Source organism: Bacillus sp. FJAT-44742 (assembly GCF_002797315.1).
Classification (GTDB): Bacteria; Bacillota; Bacilli; order Bacillales; family Marinococcaceae; genus Thalassorhabdus; species Thalassorhabdus alkalitolerans.
On sequence record NZ_KZ454936.1, the window covers coordinates 3,181,334 to 3,206,589 of the forward strand.

At 42.5% G+C, this 25,256-nt stretch carries 21 protein-coding genes and 1 pseudogene; 1 reads left to right on the forward strand and 21 read right to left on the reverse strand.

Going from position 1 to position 25,256, the window contains the following annotated elements; genetic code table 11:
* Positions 1-5 precede the first annotated feature (5 nt).
* The 5 genes from CEF17_RS15655 to CEF17_RS15675 all read right to left on the reverse strand — a co-directional run bounded on the left by CEF17_RS15655 (position 6) and on the right by CEF17_RS15675 (position 5,549).
* The gene (locus tag CEF17_RS15655; RefSeq protein ID WP_232725530.1) at positions 6-1,358 is read right to left on the reverse strand and encodes a nucleotide sugar dehydrogenase; all 1,353 of its coding nucleotides are present in this window, start codon (positions 1,356-1,358) and stop codon (positions 6-8) included.
* Positions 1,359-1,393: 35 nt separating this feature from the next.
* Complete coding sequence (locus CEF17_RS15660; protein WP_198508996.1) at positions 1,394-2,674, reverse strand: nucleotide sugar dehydrogenase; 1,281 nt, start codon at positions 2,672-2,674, stop codon at positions 1,394-1,396.
* 144 nt (positions 2,675-2,818) lie between these two features.
* On the reverse strand, positions 2,819-4,036 hold the full coding sequence (locus CEF17_RS15665) for a glycosyltransferase (protein WP_100400359.1): 1,218 nt from the start codon (positions 4,034-4,036) through the stop codon (positions 2,819-2,821).
* Positions 4,033-4,764 carry an ABC transporter ATP-binding protein gene (locus tag CEF17_RS15670; protein WP_100400360.1) on the reverse strand — a complete coding sequence of 244 codons (732 nt, stop codon included), beginning with the start codon at positions 4,762-4,764 and terminating at the stop codon, positions 4,033-4,035. The genes CEF17_RS15665 and CEF17_RS15670 overlap by 4 nt, the downstream gene beginning before the upstream one ends.
* The gene (locus tag CEF17_RS15675; RefSeq protein WP_100400361.1) at positions 4,764-5,549 is read right to left on the reverse strand and encodes an ABC transporter permease; all 786 of its coding nucleotides are present in this window, start codon (positions 5,547-5,549) and stop codon (positions 4,764-4,766) included. Before CEF17_RS15675 ends, CEF17_RS15670 begins: the two co-directional genes overlap by 1 nt.
* A 572-nt stretch (positions 5,550-6,121) precedes the next feature.
* Between CEF17_RS15675 and CEF17_RS15680 the strand changes: the two genes are divergently transcribed.
* Positions 6,122-7,135: a C40 family peptidase gene (locus tag CEF17_RS15680; RefSeq protein WP_232725531.1), complete on the forward strand. Its 1,014-nt coding sequence runs from the start codon at positions 6,122-6,124 to the stop codon at positions 7,133-7,135.
* 503 nt (positions 7,136-7,638) lie between these two features.
* Here the strand turns inward: CEF17_RS15680 and CEF17_RS15685 are convergent.
* The 16 genes and pseudogenes from CEF17_RS15685 to CEF17_RS15760 form a co-directional block, all read right to left on the reverse strand.
* Positions 7,639-9,117 carry a C40 family peptidase gene (locus tag CEF17_RS15685; protein WP_100400363.1) on the reverse strand — a complete coding sequence of 493 codons (1,479 nt, stop codon included), beginning with the start codon at positions 9,115-9,117 and terminating at the stop codon, positions 7,639-7,641.
* A gap of 526 nt (positions 9,118-9,643) precedes the next feature.
* The gene (locus CEF17_RS20130) at positions 9,644-9,898 is read right to left on the reverse strand and encodes a hypothetical protein (protein ID WP_232725532.1); all 255 of its coding nucleotides are present in this window, start codon (positions 9,896-9,898) and stop codon (positions 9,644-9,646) included.
* A 180-nt stretch (positions 9,899-10,078) separates the two neighbouring features.
* Positions 10,079-10,516 carry a hypothetical protein gene (locus tag CEF17_RS15690; protein WP_100400364.1) on the reverse strand — a complete coding sequence of 146 codons (438 nt, stop codon included), beginning with the start codon at positions 10,514-10,516 and terminating at the stop codon, positions 10,079-10,081.
* 368 nt (positions 10,517-10,884) lie between these two features.
* A complete protein-coding gene (locus CEF17_RS20135) occupies positions 10,885-11,298 on the reverse strand; it encodes a hypothetical protein (protein ID WP_157843064.1) in 414 nt (137 codons plus the stop codon).
* A 234-nt stretch (positions 11,299-11,532) separates the two neighbouring features.
* Complete coding sequence (locus tag CEF17_RS15700) at positions 11,533-12,390, reverse strand: putative bifunctional diguanylate cyclase/phosphodiesterase (protein ID WP_442857460.1); 858 nt, start codon at positions 12,388-12,390, stop codon at positions 11,533-11,535.
* A 27-nt stretch (positions 12,391-12,417) separates the two neighbouring features.
* Positions 12,418-13,271, reverse strand: a pseudogene (locus tag CEF17_RS15705) (diguanylate cyclase domain-containing protein); the annotation flags it as partial.
* Between the two features lie 333 nt (positions 13,272-13,604).
* Positions 13,605-14,036, reverse strand: coding sequence for a 3-hydroxyacyl-ACP dehydratase FabZ (fabZ, locus tag CEF17_RS15715; protein WP_100400368.1), 432 nt, complete (start codon positions 14,034-14,036; stop codon positions 13,605-13,607).
* A 96-nt stretch (positions 14,037-14,132) separates the two neighbouring features.
* Positions 14,133-14,423, reverse strand: coding sequence for a DNA-directed RNA polymerase subunit beta (locus CEF17_RS15720; RefSeq protein WP_100400369.1), 291 nt, complete (start codon positions 14,421-14,423; stop codon positions 14,133-14,135).
* A 54-nt stretch (positions 14,424-14,477) separates the two neighbouring features.
* Positions 14,478-15,308, reverse strand: coding sequence for a flagellar hook-basal body protein (locus CEF17_RS15725; RefSeq protein ID WP_100400370.1), 831 nt, complete (start codon positions 15,306-15,308; stop codon positions 14,478-14,480).
* 119 nt (positions 15,309-15,427) lie between these two features.
* The gene (locus tag CEF17_RS15730) at positions 15,428-16,255 is read right to left on the reverse strand and encodes a flagellar hook-basal body protein (protein WP_100400371.1); all 828 of its coding nucleotides are present in this window, start codon (positions 16,253-16,255) and stop codon (positions 15,428-15,430) included.
* Between the two features lie 403 nt (positions 16,256-16,658).
* Positions 16,659-17,660 carry a rod shape-determining protein gene (locus CEF17_RS15735; protein WP_054637805.1) on the reverse strand — a complete coding sequence of 334 codons (1,002 nt, stop codon included), beginning with the start codon at positions 17,658-17,660 and terminating at the stop codon, positions 16,659-16,661.
* A gap of 286 nt (positions 17,661-17,946) precedes the next feature.
* The gene (locus CEF17_RS15740; protein WP_100400372.1) at positions 17,947-18,711 is read right to left on the reverse strand and encodes a glycerophosphodiester phosphodiesterase; all 765 of its coding nucleotides are present in this window, start codon (positions 18,709-18,711) and stop codon (positions 17,947-17,949) included.
* A gap of 986 nt (positions 18,712-19,697) precedes the next feature.
* Entirely contained in the window at positions 19,698-19,982 is a 285-nt protein-coding gene (spoIIID, locus tag CEF17_RS15745) for a sporulation transcriptional regulator SpoIIID (protein WP_054637802.1), read from the reverse strand.
* Between the two features lie 341 nt (positions 19,983-20,323).
* Positions 20,324-20,986 carry a 3'-5' exonuclease gene (locus CEF17_RS15750; protein WP_100400941.1) on the reverse strand — a complete coding sequence of 221 codons (663 nt, stop codon included), beginning with the start codon at positions 20,984-20,986 and terminating at the stop codon, positions 20,324-20,326.
* A 572-nt stretch (positions 20,987-21,558) separates the two neighbouring features.
* Entirely contained in the window at positions 21,559-23,496 is a 1,938-nt protein-coding gene (locus tag CEF17_RS15755; RefSeq protein ID WP_100400373.1) for a DUF294 nucleotidyltransferase-like domain-containing protein, read from the reverse strand.
* On the reverse strand, positions 23,477-25,138 hold the full coding sequence (locus tag CEF17_RS15760; protein WP_100400374.1) for a sodium:solute symporter family protein: 1,662 nt from the start codon (positions 25,136-25,138) through the stop codon (positions 23,477-23,479). Before CEF17_RS15760 ends, CEF17_RS15755 begins: the two co-directional genes overlap by 20 nt.
* Positions 25,139-25,256: the final 118 nt, after the last annotated feature.

Below are 25,256 nucleotides of genomic sequence, written 5' to 3' on the forward strand. Positions count from 1 at the left end.
TCCTATCATTTTGGGGTTAAGCCGAATTTCTGTTCCAGCAGTCTTACTTCTTCATCATGCTTAGAACCACCAAGCAATACAACATTGCTCCCAGTATTATACTTTTTCGTTACATTACGTGTATCATAAACAATTTGGGCGTTATCAATCACCATTTGGTAATCAACGTCAGTATGATTTGTTGCAATCACCACGATATCAGAGTTTGAGACGGTATTTTCGTCAAGAGAAACCGGCTCGAGTACCTCACCGCGGTTTTTGAACGATTTCACGTAAGGATCGTGGTAGGTCACATTTGCACCTTTATCTTCTAACAAACGGAAGAGCTCAACGGCTGGTGATTCTCTAAGATCATCTATATCCTTTTTATAAGCCAGCCCTACAATTAACACATTGGAGTTCTTGATTGGCTTCTCGTTTTCATTAAGGAGATCACTTACTTGCTGAAGCACGTATCTTGGCATATTTCCATTGACGTCGCTTGCCAGTTCAATAAAGCGGTTATAGAAGTTAAACATTTTCGCTTTCCAGGAAAGATACATTGGATCTAAAGGAATGCAGTGTCCGCCAATTCCAGGTCCCGGATAGAAAGGCATGTAACCAAATGGTTTCGTTGCTGCTGCGTCAATAACTTCCCATACATTAATATCCATACGGTCACACATCACTGTTAACTCGTTAACAAGACCGATATTTACACTTCTAAATGTGTTTTCTAGAAGCTTAACCATTTCAGCGACACTTGTGGAACTAACTGGAACAAGGTTCTCCAGGAAGGAATTGTATAGTCTTAAACCAATTTCCAGGCAGGTAGGTGTTACACCACCGATAACCTTTGGTGTATTTTTTGTATTAAATTGAGGGTTTCCTGGGTCTACACGCTCTGGAGAGAAGCATAAAAATACGTCTTCTCCGACCTTATAGTCAGTTTCTTCCTCAATGACGTTTTTAATGAGTTCTTCTGTCGTTCCCGGGTAGGTTGTGCTTTCAAGAATGACCACTGTATCCTTCGTCATATATTGAATGAGTTCTTGTACTACAGCATTAATAAAGGATACATCCGGGTCTTTTGTTTTGTTTAACGGTGTTGGTACACAAATGCTGATCGCATCACAATGCTTGATATTTGAAAAATCTGTAGTTGGTACAAAGCTTCCATCAATGATGTCTTGTAATGTGCTGTCAGACACATCCATCACATATGAATTCCCGTCCTTCAGCTGGTTTACTTTTTCCTCAGAAACATCAAAACCATATACATTGAACCCTTGCTTGGCAACTTCAACTGCTAATGGAAGACCGACATAACCAAGGCCCACCACCCCGACAGTAGCGTTCTTATTTGAGATTTTTTCCATTAATGTATTAGACATTAATCTTACACCCTTCTTTCTTAGGAAAATAAGTAAGGAACTTGTGAAGCACCTTTTCCTACCTTTTTATATTGAAAACCAATATTACATAGAAGTTTCTCATCAAGCACATTTTTTGTATCTATAATATTATGATTGTTCATTAAGTCATAAAGCTTCTTGTAGTCAAGCTCCTTAAAGGCTGAATGCTCTGTTAACATGATTATACAATCTGCCCCTTTAACAGCTTCCTCTACTGTAGAGACCTGCTCTTCCATTTTCGATTCTACGTAAGGATCGTAGATGGTGTACTCTACATTAAGCTTCTTTAAATATGATATCACCTTTAACGAAGGGCTTTCTCTCATGTCCCCTATATTCCCTTTGTAGGCAAGGCCAAGAAGAGCAACCTTCGGCTTTGTGATAAATTCTGTTATTTGTTCAATTAGCCCCCCTACATACATAGGAGTTTCATCGTTGATCCTTCTTGCCGTTTCAATCAGTTTGGCTTTGTCAGGAGAGGCTTCATGTAAGAACCAGGGATCCACTGCGATACAGTGACCGCCGACACCGGGTCCCGGCTGATGAATATTTACTCTAGGATGGAAGTTTGCCAGCCTGATCGCTTCCCACACATCGCAGCCTAATTGATCGGAGATCTGGGCAAGCTCATTGGCCAACGCAATATTTACATCACGGTACGTATTTTCCATTAATTTTACCATTTCCGCCGTCTTGGCATCTGTAATATGAATGGTCCCTTTAACAAAGTGCTTGTAAAGGGATGCCGTCCTGTCAGCTGATTCCTGATTAATGCCTCCAACAATGCGGTCATTGGAGACCAGTTCTTCAAACAATTTTCCAGGCAGGACTCTTTCTGGTGAATGAGAAACAAATACTTCTTCTCCTACTTTAAGTCCTGTTTTTTGAAGTTCCTGTATCATTACCTTTTCCACTGTCCCAGGAGGCACGGTGGATTCTAATATGATTAAATCCCCTTCCTTCACGCAGGGTACAATCATTTCCATAGCATTTCTTACGTAATCTATGTTTGCTTTCTTTTCTTTTGTAATAGGAGTAGGAACAGCAATGATAAAGGCATCAGCCTCTTCTGGCTCTTTTGAAAAAGAAAGATTTCCTTCTTCAATAACATGACCAAGCGTTTCCTCCAGCCCTGGCTCTTCAATGTGCGGCTTCTTTAGGGACAAGGAATTGATGACTTCCTGGTTAATATCCACCCCATGCACACGAAAACCACAGCTTGCAAACATCACTGCGGTTGGCAATCCTATATATCCGAGCCCCATTACACATACTTTCATTCCAATAACCACCTTTGACATATTTCGCTCAAATCCATGAAATATGTCGAGACATAAAAATCCTCTATCTTTGAATTTTATTGCAATTACGTGATCAATTCAAGCACCAAACTCTGTCAAGTGTGTATTTTTGCGTGTTTTATCCTATTTTGTCAGCGTTTTATAGAGAGAAACCAGTTTATCCTGTTCGACTTCCCACGTGAAACGAGACTTTTTACGTAAACATGTAGATTTATAATGCTCATAACCTTCCATTATATTCATGACCGCTTCAGCAATACTGTGAGCGTCCTCACTGGTGCACACTCCAGTTCCTTCCTCGGTTACAATGTAACTCTTCCCTGGGTGGTTTGAAGCGACAGCTGGAATACCGGCAAGCATGTATTCAAAAATCTTATTGGGCGTGGAATAGTAATTATTTTTGGAGAGATTCTCATACATCACTAATCCAATATCAGCCTGCTTCGTATACAGAAGCAAGTCTTTTGCTGGTACTTTTTCATGGAGAAAGAAGCGATCGCTTACCTTTTCTTCCTCAGCTTTTGCCTTAAGGCTTTCTTTAAGGGGACCGTCTCCGATATAAACCATCTTATACTCGTCTGGAAGGCCTCTCAGTGCTTCAATGCATAGATCCAGTCCTCTTTGCTGACTTAGGCCTCCCTGATAAATAAGGAGAATATCATTATTAGACAAACCATAGAGGGACCGTAAGTCTGGAACTGCACGCCCTTCCTCTTCGACTATATCTTCTGGTGTGTTTTGGAGGATGGTCGAAGGAAAGTTTCCGTATTTCTTTTTCATTTCCTCTTCCATAAAAGGGTTTACTGTAATTACTTGATCTGCTTTTGGCAGGAAATATTCCTCAAGTTTGTATCCTATGGTCCGGTCGAGTTCGTTTCTTCCTGACATTTCGTTAAATAGCTCATGTGCATCAAAGAGGAGCTTTGCCTGAAACTTCCTTGAAAGGTAATACCCCGTTGGCAGGGTATTAAGGTCATGACAATGTACAACCTTAAAGTTCATCTGGTTATAGGACTTCAGGATTTTCCGGTAAAATTCACCGTAACCCGTGAAATCTTTTGCCAGCTTTATATAAGGACTTCTAATTATTTTAAAGGCAAGGGAAGTCTTATTCCTTGTTTGGGAGGGCTTGTACCCTCCTAGTGACTTTTTGGCCTTTTTGCTTATAATAGGAATTCGGTTTACGTACACATTTTCGTGAAGCTCTTCCTTGGGTTCATGGTCATATTCCTGTAAGCAGGCAATGTGAACGATGTACCCTTTTTTAGCAAGGGCATTTGCTTCTCTGACCACTCTGGCATCATTATGAAGATCCTTAAATAGAAGCATTAAGACGTTCATTTTTTGTTCCCTTTCATAAATTCAAGATATTTTGGCACGACTTCTTCTGGAGAACCGACTTCCATTTGTTCTCCCTTATGAATCCAAACGACGCGGTCACAAATGTCTTTTACCAGATTTGCTGAGTGGGTAACCATAATTACCGTCCGTTTTTGCTGGATCTTATCCATAATGGTTGCTTTGGACTTATCCTTAAACTGCTGGTCTCCTACTCCTAGTACTTCGTCGATAAGAAGAACCTCCGGATCCAGTGTGACGGCAATAGAGAAAGCTAGTCTTGCCTTCATTCCGGATGAATATGTGCGTACAGGCTTGTAGACAAAATCGCCCAGCTCTGAATACTCAATGATTTCCTCAAGGTCTCTGTCTACGTCTTTTTTCTTATGGCCAAGGTATAAGGCATTTAAGTAGATGTTGTCTATTCCTGACAACTCTGCATCAAAGCCAGCCCCTAGCGTGAGCAGAACAGGCCTTTTTCCGTACACTTTATATTCACCCTTGTCGGGAAGAATCAGACCGCTCAATAGTTTGAGAAGAGTGCTTTTCCCAGAGCCGTTCCGGCCGATGATCCCCAGCACTTCTCCTTTGTTTATTTCAAAATTTAATCCTTTTACCGCCCAAAATACTTCGTCTTTTCGGAGACGAAGTAGATTTTTCATGGAAAAATTGGACGATTCAGGGTAAGAAATCCATATATCTTTCAGGTCTATTACTTTTTTATTTGCCATTAAATCACCTTAGCATATTGATTTTCAAAGCGGTGCAGGATTTTCCCACCTATGTATATAAGGACGATCGCAACACCCAGCCACATGAGCATGAAACTAAACATTGGAAGCTCTTCATATAAAAAGACATTTCGGTACGAAACAATAAACGTTGTGAGCGGATTTACATAGAGAAACGGCATTACGTTCTCAGGAACCCTGTCCAGCGTGTAAAGAACAGGAGAAAGGTAAAATAATGTCCGAGTAATATACTGCATCATGTTCTTAATATCTCTAAAAAACACGCCTACGTGCGCTAAAATCATCATGAATCCCAGCAAGAGAAGCATCTGTATGAAGGCTATGAGGAAGTAGTAAAATGCCAATGTCGTCACATCTACTCCATACACTAACAAGAACAAAAACATCATGACTGAGCTCACTAAAAATTTTAATGTATTGGTGCATAGCCGCACGGTAATAAACACGATTTTAGGTACGTAAATTTGTTGAAGTATCCTGACTTTTGAAGAAATAGCCGTAGTTGAGTCGACTAAACAGGCCATGGTCCATTTTAATGGAATTAAGCCGACAAACAAGAATACAGCATAGTCTTCTCCACCTCGCTGCAAAATGACTTGAACTAAGAAGTAAAAAATCATCATATATAGGATCGGGTCAAGAATCCACCATATAAACCCTATATACGTACGAGCACTTTGTGATTTGAAATCCGAGATTGTAAGATACCAAATTAGATCTTTCGATTCTTTAATATCCCGGAAGTACTTTTTCAGAATAAACATTTAATTACTCCCGATTCTGTTATTTAACAAATGAATTATATTACTTTATAAATAAGGTTTCAATGTATATTTTGTTTCAAAACACCAAATTAAATACGAGCCCGATGGCTCGTAATATTATGGAAGAAACTATACAGAAAAAACAGTGCTCATATTTTAAAACTATCCCCTTCGTAAAATGAGCATGATTGGTAACATAAGTTGGTGCTTTGTTTGATATCTTTACCTTTCTACATTATATTACAAATTAAGCTACTATATTTCTTTGTTTTACAAACATTACAGTTGTTTTACAAATAGCAAGCAAGCATTGCCATAGACGAGGGTTCGGGATAAGATAAGTAACGTGAACAGGAAACGTAGGAATTTAATTCTAGTCTTATACATAGCAAATATACCTAAAGACCTATATATACAAGATCACTTAACGTGAAACTTAAACTTAAAAACTAAAAAACTTTGAAAATAAGAGGAGGGAATTCCTGGTTTGTAACAAGTTACGGATTAATAGTTGAGTAATCCTATACATAAACTTAGTTATAAATCAGGGAAAACACATTATGAAAAAATTTATGATTTCGACAGTATTTGCAACATGTTTAATGGTTGGTACCGTATCGGTTGCTGACGCAGCTTTAGGAGATCAAACACTACGTTCAGGCATGAACCACAGTGACGTTCAAGAACTTCAACAAGCGTTGAAAGACGAAGGATACTTTGATTTCCATACCACGACAAACTACTTTGGACCAATTACTCGTCAAGCGGTTAGAGACTTCCAACGTTCTGCTGGTATCACAGTTGACGGCATTGCTGGACCACAAACGTTCGGAGCACTTGGAGTAAATGGAAGCAGCTCTTCTTCTTCAAGCTCCAGCAGCAGTTCTTCAAGCAGCTCTAATGTTTCTGCAAGCGATAGAATTGGTACAATCCAAAGCAACGGCACACTTCGCCGCGGTGCGGTAAACAGCTCTGTAGCTGCCCTTCAAATTGAATTGAAAGAGCGCGGACATTTCTCCGGTTCTACTGGTTCTACTTATGGCCCACGTACTGAACGTGCTGTAAGAAGCTTCCAACGTTCTGCTGGTATCGCAGCTGACGGAATTGCCGGACCACAAACGTTCCGTGCCCTAGGCGGATCTGGTTCTTCTTCCAACGCAACCAGCTCTTCTAACAGCAGTTCTTCAAGCTCCAGCAGCTCTTCTTCACAAGTAGCTGGTGTATCTGCAAGCTATGAAAATGTAATCCGTACTGCTCAAGGTCTAACTGGTACTCGTTATGTATGGGGAGGAACTTCTCCAAGAACTGGTTTTGACTGCAGTGGTTTCCTGCAATATTCTTTTAACCAGCATGGTATATCTTTACCAAGAACGGTAGCTCAAATGTGGAATGCTACCACTCGCGTATCCAATCCACAACGTGGAGATCTAGTATTCTTTGAAACTCGTACTGGTCCTTCCCACGCTGGTATCTATCTTGGAAATGGACAGTTCATCCACTCCGGTTCTTCTACTGGTGTAACAACTGCAAGCATGAACAGCTCTTACTGGGGACCAAGGTACCTTGGCGCTGGCCGTGTAAACTAATTACTATAACAAGCAAAGTGGCTTCCAATCGGGAGTCACTTTTTTAATACCCGTTTTGCAGAAGAGTAAACTGCTTTTTTATATTTATTGCAGCTTTTATAGGGGGGTGCCTGGCACCTCCACCCGCTGTAATATATCTTTCCCATTGCAGCGGGAGAATTCACCTGTTTTTGTTACACCCTCCCAGCGGTGCCTGGCACCTCCACCCGCTGTAATATATCTTTCCCATTGCAGCGGGAGAATTCACCTGTTTTTGTTACACCCTCCCGCAGGTGCCTGGCACCATCCATCGCTGTAATATATCTTTCCCACTACAGCGGGCGGTTTCACTGTTTTTTGTTACACCCTCCCGCGGGTGCCTGGCACCATCCATCGCTGTAATATATCTTTCCCACTACAGCGGGCGGTTTCACTGTTTTTTGTTACACCCTCCCGCGGGTGCCTGGCACCCTTCATAAATCTGTCTATCTAAAAAGAAGCAGGCCATGATGGCCTGCTTCTTTTTAGAAATGATATCTTCTTGCTCCTATGTAACGCTCACTCCAATATATGGAGTCCAGGTCAGCTATTGTCACTCCGGTCGATGACCCAGCATAGGTAAACTGCCGGCCGCCTATGTAAATTCCCACTTGGGAAGGCCCGGGTCCATCCAGTTCAAAAAAGATGACATCTCCTACTGTGGGATTCTCTATTACTTCTCCTTCTTCCCACATTCCTTCGATCGTTTCTGGCAATTCTGTTCCTTGTTCATAAAAAACGCACTGTACGAACCCTACTCCATCAAACCCATTAGAGTCTTTTCCTCCCCTGGCATATGGGACACCAAGATAGTCGGAAGCTTTCGCAATTAAGTCTACCACTTTCAACCTTTTACTAGGAGGCGGAATAACGTTAGGTTCTTTCATTTGAACCTCTTCTTCACTTTCTCCTTTAAGAACCTTGTTTATTATTGATAAAGTCTTTTCCCCTGCTATACCGTCTACGACCAATTCCTCGTGTTCACGCTGAAAAAGCTTTATTGCTTTTTCTGTTACTGAGCTGTATATGCCTGTAGGCTCCATTTTTATATATTCTAACGTTTGCAGTGCTTTTTGCAGCTTGGAGACATCTTCCCCCTGAGAACCTACTTTTAATTCTTTTCCTATTTCATTTTCATCGGTTTCTGGAATTTCTTCTGCCTGGCTTTCTCCTATATCTTTCGGAGGCTCGTACGCTGCCAGCTTTTCATGAGTTTCTTCCCCAACAATGCCATCTGCTTCTATATCTACAGCATGTTGAAAATCCTTCACCGCTTTTTCAGTTCGATCTCCGTAGATACCTGTTACCGCGTAGGTATAAAATCCATATTCCTTGAGTGTGTTTTGCAGCCTTGATACTCCGTTTCCCTTTACTCCTAGCTGCAAAAGTTCGGTATGAAAATTATGAACCGGTATATAATGAGATTCCTCTTCTATTGGCTCAGTCGCCGCTGAATCGCTTTCCACTTCTCCTCCATGGTCCGCCTGGTGGATGGCACGTAATAGCGCAAAGGTTTCAGGTCCGGCTACCCCATCAGGTGTAAGGCTTTGCTTTTTTTGAAAGCTCCTCACCGCTTCACTTGTGCTTCTGCCAAAACTTCCACTAATTTTACGCTTATAATAGCCGAGATCTTTTAGCTTCTGTTGAAGGGATTTTACCATTTTCCCTTCAGAACCTGGTTCCAGCACAGAAAATGAACTAGCTGCCTGTGGCTGGACCTTTGGCTTAGTAGGCGGCAGAGGAGGATCTACGGGCTGTACGCCATTTAACAAAGCATAGAAGGTTTCTGGACCTGCCATGCCATCAATACGCAGCCCGTGATCTCTCTGGTAGGCCTTAACCGCTTCTTCAGTATCCTGGTCATAATGACCTGTAGACTCATCGTATGTAAAATAGCCTTTTTCTTTTAAAATATCCTGCAGTTCTCTCACATCATCGCTTTCTAACCCTTTAGTTAACAACATCTTATGTCCTCCATTGCCTGTAGCTTTTTGAAAAATAAAAAACCAGACGACTACCTGGCTTTAGAAATAGTGTTAACACTAATCACTGATGTAAAGATAAGAAGACACTTCTTATGCATTCTATGTGTCTCTATTATAGGGGAAAAAGTGGCAAGAGTGCTAGATTGAAAGGATAAAATAGGCATATAGCCCAGGTATCTTTCTTAGGGGTGCCTCTTCTTGCGGATGCCTGACACCAATGGCCGCTGTAATATGCCTTTCCCGTTGCTACGGCACTTTCACGGGAGTTTTGTTACATCTTCAGGCGGGTGCCTGGCACCTCTGGCCGCTGTAATATACTTTTCCCTTGGTGCGGGGGATTCACATGAGTTTTGTTACATCCTCAGGCGGGTGCCTGGCACCTCTGGCCGCTGTAATATGCCTTTCCCTTTGCTACGGCACTTTCACGGGAGTTTTGTTACACTCCCGGGCGGGTGCCTGGCACCTAACACGAAGACATAGAAAAAAGCCGGAAGCGGATTCCGGCTTATAGCATTCTGCCACGTTGGTGGTCTTTATTGATATCTTCATTGCGCATGCTTTGATAAATTTTATCATAAACGGCCTTTGACTTAGCACGATCTTCTTTCGATGCCATTACACGTCGCTGATTTTGAGCAAGTATCTTTAAAAGATGTTTTTTATCTTCGTTTGTCAGTAGCATACGTAGCTGGTCTCCCCTTTGATTCAAAGGTAATAAGTGAGTTGCTATTATTCTAGCACATTCCTCTCTATCTATCACTTTTTTACCTTTTTAGGCTGTAAGGTAAACATACAGAATAAAGTATATTTGCTCTTTTACCGCTGTTCACGTTACTTGTTCGTGAAACATACAACACAGTATATGTAGAAGCTCCCCAAACGTAACCGGCAGTGGCAGATTTACAGTTTTTCAGCATAGAAAAAAGGGGTCTGCTAATTCTTACAGGTAACCCATGTCGTGTAACCTCATCATAGATTCCTTCCAATCTTCGGGGTGCAAGTATCCTTTACACAGAATTGCTTTTGGAAGATTAGCTTGTAAGAGCACGATAATATCCATGATAAAAGGAGTAAGGAGCTTACCTTTCTCGTTGCAAACTCCAAGTGCAATTAATGGAGAGTCACTTACGCGATACTTCATAAGGTTCCTATAAATAATGACTGTATCCGTGGAAAATGAGTGAAGCGTTTTTACAAATATTTTATCGGGAGACACCCAAACCTGTGTGTTGTCCGTATTGAAAAAAAGGTCATTCTTTCCCCTTGGTAAATCATTTGTATAATTAAAAAGAAGATCATACATTTCTCCCCATATATCTTCATTGATGCTTTTACAATTGATGCTTACTTCAATAGAAGTTTCATAACGAGCGACCATGATGAGTCCCCCTTTTATAGAATGTATGTTTGGAAATATTATATAACAAATTTTAGGAAATGTAAGTAATTATTACTGTTACGAGTATATTAAAATTCCTTTTTCTTCTTTTTCCTCTTTCTCACACACGATTCTTATAGAAATATACTAGGATGATAGTTTGTGAAGGGTGGAGGTGCCTGGCACCCCAAAGTATCAATAACATGAAAACCCTTATATACCAGGGTTTAGATGCGTTCATTTGTTACAGTAATGTTACATTCCCCCGGGGTGCCAGGCACCATCACAGGGCACCATCACAAATGATCACAAAAAAGAGGCACCACGGTGGGTGCCTCTTTGTATCATTAATAGGGGGTAACTATTAATTACTCTTCTTCGTCTTCGTCAAGGTCTAGCTCAGCGTCTTCGTCTTCTTCAGCGTCTTCGTCAGCATCTTCGTCAGCGTCAAGATCTTCGTCTTCTTCTTCGTCAAGCTCTAGCTCTTCATCTTCGTCTTCTTCGTCAACGTCAAGATCGTCAGCTTCGCCTTCTTCTTCGTCGCCTTCTTCATCTTCAAGCTCTACGTCGTCTTCTTCGTCAAGCTCAACGTCGTCGCCATCTTCTTCATCTTCAATTTCAAGCTCGTCGTCGCCTTCTTCGATTTCAACGTCTGCTTCTTCTTCTTCACCTACACCGTTGTCGTCAAGACCGTTTTCATCTTCGCCAGCGTCTCCACAGCCAGCTAGTACTCCCATTGCAAGTAGTGCAGATGCTCCAGTATAAAGTAATTTTTTATTCATGTTATAATCCTCCTTGGATATTTAATAATAGATTTGTTTTGGTTGGGCTAATCTGTCTTGTGTGATTAGCTGATTCTTATGCTATCAGAGGGTGCATTCATCGTCTATGAGTTCCGCTTCTTTTTGAATGTCTTTTACATTTTCACACGATCTTGTGTAAAATTCCTGATATTAAGGTGTTTTATCTTTCATATGCTTCTCAAGTTTGAAAGCATCACATATCCTTTAAATATATTAAAATTGCTTATTATTGTTCATATATGCTAATAATTTACGGCAATCATCGCTATTAACTGGACGGTTAAAGTAGTACCCTTGTGCAAAGTCACACCCTTGTTTTTTTACTAGATCATAATGTTCCAGGGTCTCTATCCCTTCGCAGGTAACTCGCAACCTCATCATTTTGGCTATATCAATTACCATTTTCACTATGGCTGCATTTTCGTCGTGACCATTGCTCTGACTCACAAAAGAATGATCGATTTTCACGATATCAACAGGGAACTGCTTTAGCTGGGTGAGAGAAGAATATCCCTTTCCGAAATCATCGAGAGACACTTTGACCCCCTTATCTTTCAGCCTTTTAATCCTTCTGATGGATTCCTTTAAATTGGCAATGGCATTGTTTTCGGTGATTTCAATGCACAGACATTCCGGAGATAAGCCCGATTCCTGTAAAGCAGAGCTAACAATGGTTTCAAAACGATCACTTTCAAAAAAAGGAGGAGAAACATTAACAGAAACGGAAAGATCGGAAAACCCTTCCGTCTGCCAGTTTTTCACCTGTATGCACGCTTTTCTCAGCACCCATTCATCGAACTCATGAAGATATCCGTTCTCTTCTGCCAAGGGTAAAAACAAAGCAGGAGACAGGGTGCCTTTCTCTGGATGATTCCAGCGAATTAAAGCCTCCACACCGTGTGGTTCACCGCTTAACACATCCATTTGCAGCTGGTAGTAGACTTCCAGCTGTTCCGCTTCCAATGCTTCCTGCAGCTGATTACTCAATTTAAACTGCTCCATAGATTGATCCTTCATTGCTTCATGATAATAGCTGAAATTATTTCTGCCTTCATCCTTTGTCTGGCACATCGCAAAATCGGCATTATTTAACAGTTCTTCCACACTTTGTCCATGATCGGGATAAAAACTGACACCAATTGAGGTTGTCAGTAAAGGTTCTGACCGTCCAGACGTACCGGGGCTCTTAGAGAATCAAAAACCTTGCTTATTACTACACCGGTTTCTTCTTTCTCTTCTGTGTCTTCAATAAGAATTGTAAATTCATCCCCGCCAAACCTGCTGATTTTTCCGTGATCTTTAACCGCTGCGTAAAGCCGCCTGCTCACTTCCTGGAGAAGGACATCTCCTCTTTGATGGCCAAAGGAATCATTTACTCTTTTAAAGCGATCTAAATCCAAAAATAAGATCCCAAGCTTTGTCCCTTTTTCTTGCCCATCTTCCATCGCTTCTTCTACCATATGTTCAAATGCCATGCGGTTGGGCAGGCCGGTTAAGCTGTCGTGATGGGCTAGATAAGATGCTTCTTCCTCTGCTTTTTTTCGTTCGGTTATATCTCTCATTATCCCTATATAAAAAGAGTCGCTTTCCGGTTCCTTTTTTACATGAGTGACCGTCATAAAGGAACAAAACTCTTCCTCGTCTTTTCTTTTATTAAAAAGTTCCCCTGTCCACGTCCCTTTTGTATTCAAGTGATCCCACATTTCAACAATCGCTTCTTTGGAGGTCTTTCCCGAACTGATAAATTTTGGATTCTTTCCATAAACTTCTTCGTATGTATATCCAGTCATTTGTTCGTAAGCTGGATTAACCATAATGATTCTCTGTCTGTAATCCGTAATGACAAGTCCATCATTCATGTGGGAAAATACTCTCCAAATATTCTCAGAGTCAAAGGATAGCTCTTTAAATATCTTTTCTTTATTTAAATGAAGACTTTGCCCTTGCTTCATACCGGCTCCTCCTCTTTTTTTTGTTTTACACAGTAAGAAGGGATCTCTATAGTACTATCGGTAAAAATGCAGAAAAGATGAACCACTGTCATAGCTTTATATACAAAGTTTAGAATAGGTTCCATTTTTTTATAAAAGGCTTTATCAAACTTTGTTGTTGGACGCCCCCCCTTGCATCTAAGCATCCAATCATGCGTCCTTTCCTCGTGAAAAAGCTCATGCTATTTCCAAAGACGCGGCTCGCTCCAAGTAATCAACAAGACCCGCTAAAAGCCCTTAAATAAAAAACATCCATGTTAACAGCTACTGCTATCAACATAGATGTTTTGGGTTTTATTCAGCGTCCTGCAATGCAAACATTAATTCTGTTTCAGCGACAACCTTGCCGTCGACACTGGCAGTCCCTTTTCCTTTTCCTATTTTTCCACGCAAACGAGTCATCTCCACTTCCAGGCGGAGCTGATCGCCAGGCTTCACTTGTCCTTTAAAACGACAGTTGTCAATTCCTGCAAAGAAAGCAATTTTGCCTTGGTTTTCTTCTTTTTTCAAAATCGCTACCGCTCCTGTTTGAGCCAGCGCTTCAATAATGAGGACACCGGGCATCACAGGGTAATCAGGAAAATGACCGTTGAAATACTCTTCATTGGCAGAAACATTTTTGATTGCTGTACACATCTTGCCCTCTTCCACTTCTTCTACTTTATCAATAAGAAGAAAGGGATAACGATGGGGAATAATCTCTTTGATTTCATCAATATTTAACATATGTAAGCACATCCTTTTTTATATCGTAGAAAAAGAAAGACCCCTTTTCACGGAGTCTTCCTTTTGTCTGCTTATTCCGTGAGCAACGGTTTCACTTTATTCCCTAACATTTATAAAATCAATGAGACGCTGCCACGTCTCCCATCGCAGAATCTGAGTAGGTTCTCCGCCTCCAAGAAGACTATAGCCGAATATAAGGCCGATAATTAAACTGATAAAAAGAAGCACAAAAACGATGACAAGGCGAAGCCAGATTGGAATTAAGCGAATGCGCGGGCCAATCCTCCACCACCACTTTGCATCTTTGTCCTTGCTTTCCACATTAGCCTTTTCTTCTCTTTTTTCTGCTCGCAAACGAGCCTCTTTGTTTTCCGCTTCGTTACTCATGGCAATTCCTCGTCTTCCTTGATTAGTAAATCAAAGTTTTTCTGCAAGTTACTTCTATCGAAGATTATTGATAAGACCCATCATTTGATCTCCTTGACTGACAGACCTTGCATTAAATGAATACGCACGCTGAGCGTTAAGCATATCAGCAAATTCTTTGGAAAAATCAACGTTCGATTGCTCCAGTGCACGCTGCTGTACTTGAGCTTCGTTACCAGCTACCAACTCTATCACATTTTCAGCCTCAATATCAAGAGCAGCAAGGTCCGGAAGATTGAACATACTGCCTCCTGCTCCTTCTAAAAGCTGGGGCTTCGTGATGCGGGCAAGCTCCATTTCTCCAATGTTTACTGACTCTCCATTAGCAAGTACGGCTTCCAGCATTCCCTCATTCGTTAATTGAAAATCTCGGGTGCCAGCTGGAACGAAAAAAGGAGTTCCTTCTCCAGAAAGAAGCTCGCTTCCATCGCCTGTCACAATCACCTGCTGATCAGGGTTTGCCGGGTCTGGCGAAAGGTAGAAAGCCCCGTCTCTCGTATAGAGGACTTCCCCTTCCTCTCCTTGAACAGGAAAGAAGGTTTCACGGTCTGTTAATGCAAAATCTAAGGAACGTTCTGTTTGTTGAATGCTGCCTTGCTCCATGCGAAGGGCCGTTTGTGCTATTTTTGCTCCACTTCCCACACGAACGCCTAAAGGAGTTAACCGTCCTCCTTCATACTGCTGGGCACTCTGGTTATTAACCTGCTGGGCCAAAAGATCGGAAAAGGAATGTTCTCGCCGCTTATACCCTGTACGGTCAGCATTGGCAAGATTGTTGGAGATCGTATCAAGCTGCTGCTGAAGCTGGCCCATGGTAACAGAGGATGTAATCATTGATGTATTCATAAAGGTCACACCTTTTTGGATAAGTAGTATGTCTTGCTGTGCTGCTCTTGTTCCTGTTCAAAGGAAAACTGCCATGCTTGCCCCCAAGATGTAAATTTCCCGGGAAATTCACTCTACGATCAGCCCAGGCGCCCTACTTCATTGACTGCTTTGTCCATGCTTTGATCATAGGCTTGAAGAACCTTCTGGTTGGCCTCAAACGTTCGAAAAGCGCTGTTCATCTCAGTCATGGTTTGGGCGGCATCTACGTTAGCCCCTTCCAGGAATCCTTGATTCAGCTGAAAATTCACCTCTTCTACCTCAAGGGCATTTGGCAGCTCATCTTCTCCTTCACCAAGACGGTAAAGACCCCCACCATCTCTTACCAGAGATTCAGGATTTCCAGCAAAAGCTACTCCGATTTGCCCAGCGTTAATCCCTTCTTCAGTCTCTATTACCCCATTTTCCCCCACGATAAAATGCTCATTTCCGACATTAATGGTATTTCCGTCAGTCCCAAGAATATAATGTCCTTCTGCTGTGACCAGTGCCCCATCTCCATCGACAGTCCAGCTGCCATTCCTTGTGTAGCGCTGCTCACCGTTTTCATTTGTTACATTAAAAAATAAGGCACCCGCGCGTCCTGTTTCTTCATTTACCGGTATATTCCCCTGCAATAAGGCAATGTCAGTGCTGTTTCCTGTTTCCCGCAAGTCCCCTTGCGCAAAATTAGGAGTTCTTTCCTGCATATAGACCCCAGTGGCAAGCGCCCCAATCGGCGCTGCCTGATTAGGCGGCATACTTGCTGTGTTTTGGGCATAAATCATCATTTCCGGAAAAGACCGAATCGAAGCATGATCCCCTTTGTATCCCGGTGTGTTGATATTTGCCATGTTCTCCGTCAGCATTTCCGTGCGGCGCTGCTGAGTAATCATTCCGGCAGCAGCTCCGTAAAAACCTCTTAGCATGGATGTGGTCCTCCTTCGTTCTCTCGAGCTATCTATGGTTAAGATATAGATTTTAATACTATGTACATTCATTTAGTCTTGGTCTGCGTGTAAGGATTAGCCCGCTCAACACCTACAGGCTCAGGCCATATGCCCAGCCGCCATGCTGGAAATGGGGAACCTGTCATCTACAAAGTCCTATGTCATACGGCTTGTCTATCTGGTGTTTTGTTTTGTAAGAAAAAAGATCCTTTCTATTATATCGGCTATTCTTCTTACTTTTTCAAGGAATCAAGGAGAAAAAAGATTAATCACAACCATACTGCTACATGCTTCGACAATGAACAAGGTTTTTCCTTCTTTTCCGTTCGTTTCTCCTATAAAAAAAGGTCCCATGCCAATTGCATCAGGGACCCGGAGTAATTTATAACGTTGCTTTCTTGTTTGATAGTCTGTCAAGATTTTCAAGCATAATTCCTGTACCATTTGCCACGCAATGCATTGGCTCTTCCGCGATCATCACAGGAACCTTTAATTCATCAGCTAACAGCTCATCAATTCCGTGAATTAAAGCGCCGCCGCCAGTTAAGATCACCCCTCGGTCTATAATATCAGCCGATAGTTCTGGAGGAGTTCGTTCTAATACCGATTTAGCCGCCTGGACGATGTGACTTGCTGATTCCATAAGCGAGCCATAAATCTCTGAAGCCGTGATAGAAATCGTGCGTGGCAGACCGCTGACCATGTCACGTCCGCGAATTTCCATTTCCGCTTCCCGTCCGCTTGGAGATACAGTAGCTACTTCCATCTTAATGGCTTCAGAAGTACGAACACCAATAAGCAGTTTGTATTTCTTTTTAATGTAATTTAAAATATCCTGATCAAATTGATCGCCTGCTACTTTAATAGAGGATGCCGTGACGACATCGCCCATAGAAAGCACAGCTACATCGGTTGTACCTCCGCCGATATCTACAACCATGTGGCCGCTTGGCTGGAAGATATCCATGCCTGCACCTACCGCTGCTACTTTTGGCTCTTCTTCCAGGTACACATTTTTACTGCCGCTTTTCTCTGCAGCTTCTCTGATTGCCTTTTGCTCCACCGATGTAATGTTTGTCGGGCAGCAAATAAGAATTCTTGGTTTAGAAAACATGCTTTTTACATTAATTTTATTTAAAAAGTGCTTGAGCATTGCTTCCGTTTGTTCAAAGTCTGCAATGACGCCATCTTTCATAGGACGAATGGCTACAATGTTGCCAGGTGTACGGCCGACCATTCGGAAAGCTTCTTCCCCTACCGCCATGACCCGTCCTGTTTGTTTCTCAATTGCAACTACTGATGGCTCGTCCAGTACAATTCCTCGGCCTTTTACATGTATTAGAACGTTTGCCGTTCCTAAATCTATCCCAATATCTCTGGCCATTTTCTTTGTCTCTCCTCCCTTTATCTACAACCAAAATATATCCATACTCATTGAAAACACATCACTAAAAGGAGCCACCACAAAAAACGTGACTTCTGTAGGATGCAAAAAGGCGTTTTTTAGTTATTGTTTTCTTATCTCTCCGTTTTTATACCGGCATACGCTCTTCTCTAATCTGTAATTTTATCATAAATAAATGGAAACAGAAACAAAAGTCAACCATTGATTTTGAAAAATTGTCTTCAGTGGGAAAATTATCTTTTATTCCATATCTCATAGGAAAGACCTAGATATCATGGGGGTTTTGTGTAGTCTTTATGTCTTCTAGATGCCTGTTACGTAATTTGACAGCCGCTGCTGGATCGTCTGTCATCACTGTATCAAAGCCAGCTTTAATGCAGCATTTGATTTCAATCGGATTGTTCACTGTGTACACTCGCACTTTTATCCCGTGACGTTGAAGTTCCTGCATTTCTTTTACTGTTATTGTATTTACATTGGCATGTAAAGATGTGATGCCGGTGCTTTTCATATAAGACAGGGGATCATAAAGGCCAGCTGTTACAAGAAGTGCGCTTTCTATATCAGGGTGATTCTGGTGAAGGTCAACCATGATTGAATGGTAAAAGGAAGAAAGGATGATCTTCTTTTGAACGTTATGCTCCTTGATTACATCTGTTACTTTTTTGGCCAGAGTTTCATACCCTGGTTTATGCTTTTTTAATTCTATATTTATAAGAATCTCTTTGTCTGTAAGCCATTCCAGAACATCTTTTAACAAAGGAACCTTTTCTCCTCGAAAGGAAGCATCTCTCCATGAACCAGCGTCAAGCTTGGAAATTTCCTTTGCTGTCAGCTCATGAACTGCGCCAAACCCATCTGTCGTCCGGTTTACTGTATTGTCATGAATGACCACGACTTCTTCGTCTTTTGTTAATTGGACATCTAGTTCGATACCTTCAGCCCCGGCATCCACAGCTGCCTGAAAAGCAGCCATTGTATTTTCCGGGTGAGTGATTGAAGCTCCCCTATGGGCGAAAATGTTTGTCATCCTTTTTTCTACCTACCTTTCTGGCTTGAAAGCTGGGCTTGTCTTAAGCAGACAGGCCGGTCGTTACGTTGTTTTCCCATTTTGATTTGAGCCGCTTCAGACTTGCAAGTGGCAGCTGATTCTGTCTTCTATTTTATCACGGGGCCCTTGCTTGGAAAAAAACAGAGCTTGGTGCTGCACGTGATGCCGGTCTTTTCGGTCCTTTTTTACATGTCGATTTTCTATAGAAATCAACCTGAAAACGTAAGAAAACTCCCTGACAGGAGGGAGTGAAAATATGGGTTGTAAAAGGGTGATCGGCAAACCAGCCAGGGATGGCACGACATGGAATAAAGTCAAATGGAACACGAAGCAACCGGCAACTTATCTTTTCCCCTTTGACTTACACCATTTCTACCGCGCTCATAGTATACTGTATTCCTTTGTAAAGAATTGACCTGTACTCCTGTGTATATCTATGTAAGCTTTACAAAAATATACGGATGACCAGAAATTCTGGTGTATGTGAGCGGCAGGGGAGGATCCTGACTTTCTCTTACCTCCCAGGAGGTTAAGTTCTCTATCTTTTTAATCTACTTTTTTTCCTTGTCCTCTATTTGTCAGGAATAAAAGAGAGGAAATGATCTATATATGAAGTAAGAACAAATGGTAGATATCTTTGGGGTGGAGCAAAGGGATTGGAAGATCCTCTGTTCCCTTCATACAGGCTGGTTCAGTGATAAATGAAACCTCTTGTTCACGCAAAAGGGCCTGACAAAAGGGCCAGACCCGGCTTTATGGTTGTATAAGAATCTTCGTAACTGATTATTAATCATACGTAATGTTTAATAGAATACTAATGTCTTGTGTGCCTGATTATTCGAAGAGGTGAGATACGGTTTGGACACACGAAGAGCTTTGAACGTACCTATGGTGGACATAGGAGACGCATGCAGGGGGCACGTTGGAAGCTTAGTAAGGGGAGATGACTGAGAGGGTTCTGTTACTTAAATAGTAGGTTCTGTTTGCACAGAGGATCTATCTTGGGTTTTCTTATACTTAATTTTAGTTGCTTCTCCACCTCGAAGATGGCGGATCGATTTATGGTATTCAAGAATTTCCTTTACTTCGTTTGCCAGTTCTGGATTAATCTCAGGAAGCCTTTCAGTCAGGTCTTTGTGGACAGTGCTTTTCGAAACCCCAAACTCTTTGGCGATCGTCCGCACAGTCTTGCGAGTCTCCACAATGTACCTCCCAATCTTGATAGTTCGTTCTTTGATGTAATCGTGCACAACCACTCGCCTCCTACTCCATTCTTGGTGATTTGTTACAGTTTATTAACGAGTGGGCACATATATACCAAAAACTCAAGCAGGACAAGGCTTTCCTTTAAATAAGGTGGCTGACACCATCGCGGTGCAGTGCCTCCTTGGGCTGGTGGTCCGGGTGCGGTGCCTCTGGGGTGCGGTGCCTGGCACCTATGTGCCGCTGTCATCTTATGTTCGCCTCCCCCGCGCTGTATCCCCTGGAGCTGGGGCGCGCGCTCCCTTCCCTTTGTTACATTCAACCTGCGGTGCCTGGCACCTCGATATACGTAAAAAAACCACTGGCATGAGCCAGTGGTTTACTCTTATTAAAACTGAAGTATTTTTCCGTTTTCTTTACAGGTTATATCGATGATGTCACCAAGTGTTCTTTTTCCTCGCATTCTAAGATGATGAAATATCTCCACAAGGAGATGCGCGGTTGTTAAAGCATCTCCTAAAGCACTGTGCCTTTGATATATGTTTGTTCCAAATTGCTTAGCGTAATGTTCAAGATCTCTCATATCCCAGGATGGGTTTAAATACCCGATCAAATCTAAAGTATCGACTGATAATGGTTCATCAAAAGTAAATTTATGCCGTTGTAATTCTTTTTTTAAGACCATTACGTCAAAGCTTAGATAATGACCAACCCATCCTCCGCTGTCATTTTCTTCAACGTATTTATAAAAAGCTTCAATAGCTTCCAGAGAATTAGGAGCATCCTTTACTTGTCCTTCATTAATGCCAGTTAGTTCTACAATTCTTTCTGGTATTTCTCGCTCTGGGTTCACAAAGGTTTGAAAGGTTCTATCGGTGACACTCATGTTTTCTACTTGGACAGCCCCTATTTCAATGAGCCGATCTTTCCCTCCGATAGAAAAACCTGTTGTTTCAGTGTCAAAGACGGTAAACGACATGTTCTCTAATGGCGTGTTTAACGGGAGCTGATTGGCTAGTTGGTAGTGAAGGCTTTTCTTTTTCCAAAACATCATCACGTGCAATCTCCCCTCTTGTGATCAAGCAAGATATTTGGGCTAATTTCAACTTTAGTACCTATGTTTTATTCCCCATAGAAAATCTCTTAAACTTTGGCAACGCTTACAATTTTAAATAATTAGAAAATTCTTTATACAATGATTATATATAAAACTGACTAGTTTGTCAGCAACTTTTATAGTTACCTGTTTATTTTTGCTGCCTCAGGCTGAGACGGCAGGATGCCTGGCACCCCACAACCCTCTGTAATATTTCATATGTGCAAACACCTGATGCCACGCACTTCTCACACTTTCTTATGTTACAACCGGGGAGGGTGCCTGGCACCCCACAAACCCCGTAATATTTCATCTGTGCAATCCCCTGACCACACGCACTTCTCACACTTTCTTATGTTACAACCGGGGAGGGTGCCTGGCACCCCACAGCCCCTGTAATATTTCACCAGCGCAAACACCTGACCACACGCGCTTCTCCCATTTTTTTATGTTGCAACCTGATGGGGTGCCAGGCACCCTAAATAAATGGCACCCCCAAAAAAAGGAGCACCTTTTTAAGGGTGCTCCTACATCATGCCGAATGCGCCGATGGCCTGGTTCTGAAGGGACCTGATCGTTTTCAAGGCGATCATGAGCTCTTCTTTGTCCCGTGATTTAATGTGAGTGAACTTGATTTCGCTTGAGCTTTGCTCTCCTCTGGAATACCGGTTCCATGACTGCTCTACCCATATTTTTAATACGATCTCATAGGCAAACAGCAATTCATCTTCAAAGGCCTCTGTAAAGACACCTTTCCTTGTTAATTTCTTTATTTGATCTATCGGCACTCCGCCTACCACTCCGTGATGAGCTGCGAGAATCTGCAAAGAGTGATGGAAGGGAAATAATGCGTTCTTTTTGATATCGATAGATTCCTTCTTCAGCCTGAACAACGCTCTAATCGGGTGGTCCAATGTTTGCACCGGGGAGGCTTTTTCCTGTTCCGCTGCCCGGTATAGGAATATCCGGGACTTTTCCATCTGCTGCAGAACCATTTTCGTAAATTGCTCGTCTACAGCTTCTTCGCCGTAAAGATAACGAAAGGCCAGGAAATTATGTCCCAGAAGAATATTTTCATTTGTAGCTCTGACACCCCACGTACGGAGACGCTCTGCCCATTTTGAGACAGATCCTCTCCAGCTATGCTCGCTGGCCATCATATTGCCATCGCACGGCCGGTATCCTGCTCTCTCAAGCCAGAGTACAATCTCCCCGCCAAGCATACGAAAATACATTTCTATGTCATCTGGATCTTGGTCGTCCTCAGGGTCTTCATAGACGAGGAAGTGATCCTGATCTGTCAGCATGAACTGCTCTCCCCGTCCACCGCTGCCCATCAAATAAAAGGAAAAGGCAACGGGCGGCTTGCCGTACCCTTTTTCCTCTACACTTTCCACAGCAAGAACGACACAATGGCGTACCAGACGATCAAAGAGCTGTGTAATGATATTTAAGATTTGCAGAGTCGGTATCTTATCTTGTATCAAATTGCCAAGCACTTCATAGATTGCTTTTTTCACATGAGGCAGTGTCTCTGCATTTGATTCTTCTACCTCTTGTAAAATTTCAAACTTCCCGCGGTTCTGCTGGCGAAGAAGGTCAGAAAGTGTAAGCATTCCTTTTACACTCTCGTTTTCATCCACCACAGGCAGGTGCTTCACTCTGTTCATCAAAAAGCTGGACATAGCTTCATAATAATAGGCCTGACGCTGAATCGTAAAAGGACGCGGCGTCATAATCGTGCGGGCTCTTAGTCCGGAAGCCATTCCTTTGGCCACAACCCTGTGAACCAAATCCTTTTCTGTAATAATCCCGACAAGCTTTCTATCCTCATCTTCTACTACAACGGAGCTTGTACTTTCTTTTACCATAATTCTTGCTATGTCATCGACTTCTGTTTCTTGATCTACAACAATTGGTGGCGTGGTCATGATGTCCTGAACACGGCGGATGAACGCTTCGCTTTCGCCCCACTGGCTGGCCAGCTGAACCTGTTCGGCAAGAGAAGCATAAATATCTCTCAAACGCACTGACACCTGACGAAGCACGTATTCCCTCACTTCTTCTTTGTCCCACCGCTTCTCGAGAACAGAATAAGGAATTTGCAGACAAACGGACTTCTCTACTGCCTGCACTTCAACCGTATAGTTTACCTCTACCTCACTTGGCTGGCCGAGAAAGTCTGCCAGACTTGAAAAGCCGATGATGTCTCCTGCTTCTAACACCTCAAGGACTTCCTGGCTGGAGTGTCCTTCTTTTGTGTTTACATATACCTCGGTCATTCCCTCAAGAATCAAAAGCAGTCCTTCTCTAGGTGTTTTTGAAAAAAGAACCGTGTCGCCCTTTTCATATTCCCGAAGATTGCAATCTTCCATGAATGCACCAAATTCAGCGGCTGAAGCGCCGCTGAATAGTGGGTGATTATTTATTTGGTTATAGTAGATATTATTTTCCTGAAGACTCATCCATCCAAACCTCTCCGTCTTTATAGGTCATTTGCTCAGGGTAACGAAGATCCATTACCTCATCCTGTAAGCGCTGGGCAGGAGGCGCAGTTAAGAGTGACACAACAATCGTTACAATCAAGTTAACTGGTACACCGAACAGCCCTGCTCCTGTATCAATTATACCAAAGAACGTGATATCGTTCAGTGCCAGGAAGATATAACCTAGAGTTACACCAAGCCCTGAAAGCATCCCGGCAATCGCACCTTTTGCGTTCATACGCTTCCACCATACCCCTAGGAAGAGTACCGGGAAGAATGTACCGCCGGCAATACCAAACGCCCAGGCAACAATCTGAGTGATTACTCCTGGTGGATCCAATGCTACAATACCTGCTACAACGGTAGCGGCTACAATGGCAATTCGTCCAGCACGTAATCGCTTCTGGTCGGAAGCCTCTGGCTTCAATAAACGATAGTAAATATCGTGAGCAAAGGAGGAAGAAATCGTAATCAACAAGCCGCCTGCGGTTGATAAGGCTGCCGCCATGGCACCAGCTGCAACAAGGCCAGTTACAAATAATCCAAGGTTTGCAATTTCCGGTGTCGCCATAACTACAATATCATTGCTGATTACCAGGTCTTCCCAGTGAAGAACACCATCACCGGTAGTGTCGAGGATTTCCAGACGCCCTGTATCTACCCAAGGCTGTGTCCAGGCAGGCAGATCATCAATTGGCTGACCTACAACCTGAGTCATTATAATAAAGCGGGAAAATGCAGCGTATACCGGTGCAGACAAGTAAAGAAGTGCGATAAACAGAATTGCCCAGGCACCACTCCAGCGAGCTGCTTTCATTGTTGTTACCGTGTAGAAACGAACAATAACGTGTGGAAGGGAGGCTGTACCCACCATTAACGTAAACATAAGAGCAATAAATTGAGCTTTCTGGCTTTCAGCAAAAGGTGCGAAATATTCTGAAAGTCCAAGCTCTGCGTCAATGGCTCCCAGCTCACTTACAACGTTACCATACGTCAGCCACGGGAATGGGTTTCCAGTAATTTGCAAGGACATAAATACAATCGGAATAATATAGGCAACAATTAAGATCATGTACTGGGCTACCTGTGTCCAGGTTACACCTTTCATACCACCGAGTGTTGCATAAATTGCGATAATGACAACCCCGATCATTGTCCCGTACATAGAATCAATGTTCAGGATTCTTCCAATTACAACCCCGGAACCAGACAGTTGCCCGATGATGTAGGTAAAACTGATAATAATAGTTGCAATTGCGGCAATTAGTCTGGCAGTGTTACTGTCGAATCTGTCCCCAATAAATTCAGGGACCGTGTAGCGTCCGTATTTTCTAAGCTGAGGCGCCAATAGGAAGGTTAAAAGTAAGTAACCACCTGTCCACCCCATAATGTAGGCTAGTCCGTCATAACCAAGGAGCATAACCGTACCGGCCATCCCAATAAAGGACGCGGCACTCATCCAGTCACCACCGATAGCCATACCATTCCAGAATGGAGGAACTCCGCGGCTCGCTACGTAGAAATCAGAGGTAGCTTTCGCTCGGTGATAAATCGATATACCTATATATAAGGCAAATGTTAAAAGTATAAGACCGATGGACGTTAAGGATTGAGCATCCATTGTAATCCTCCCTCACTATTTAAATCTTTAGCATGTGTTTTATTATGATAGGAACTTTCAAGTTTCGTTCTAGCAGCCAGTCAGCTGTATTTTTTTCTTTGGAGCAGCCCCTCATAGT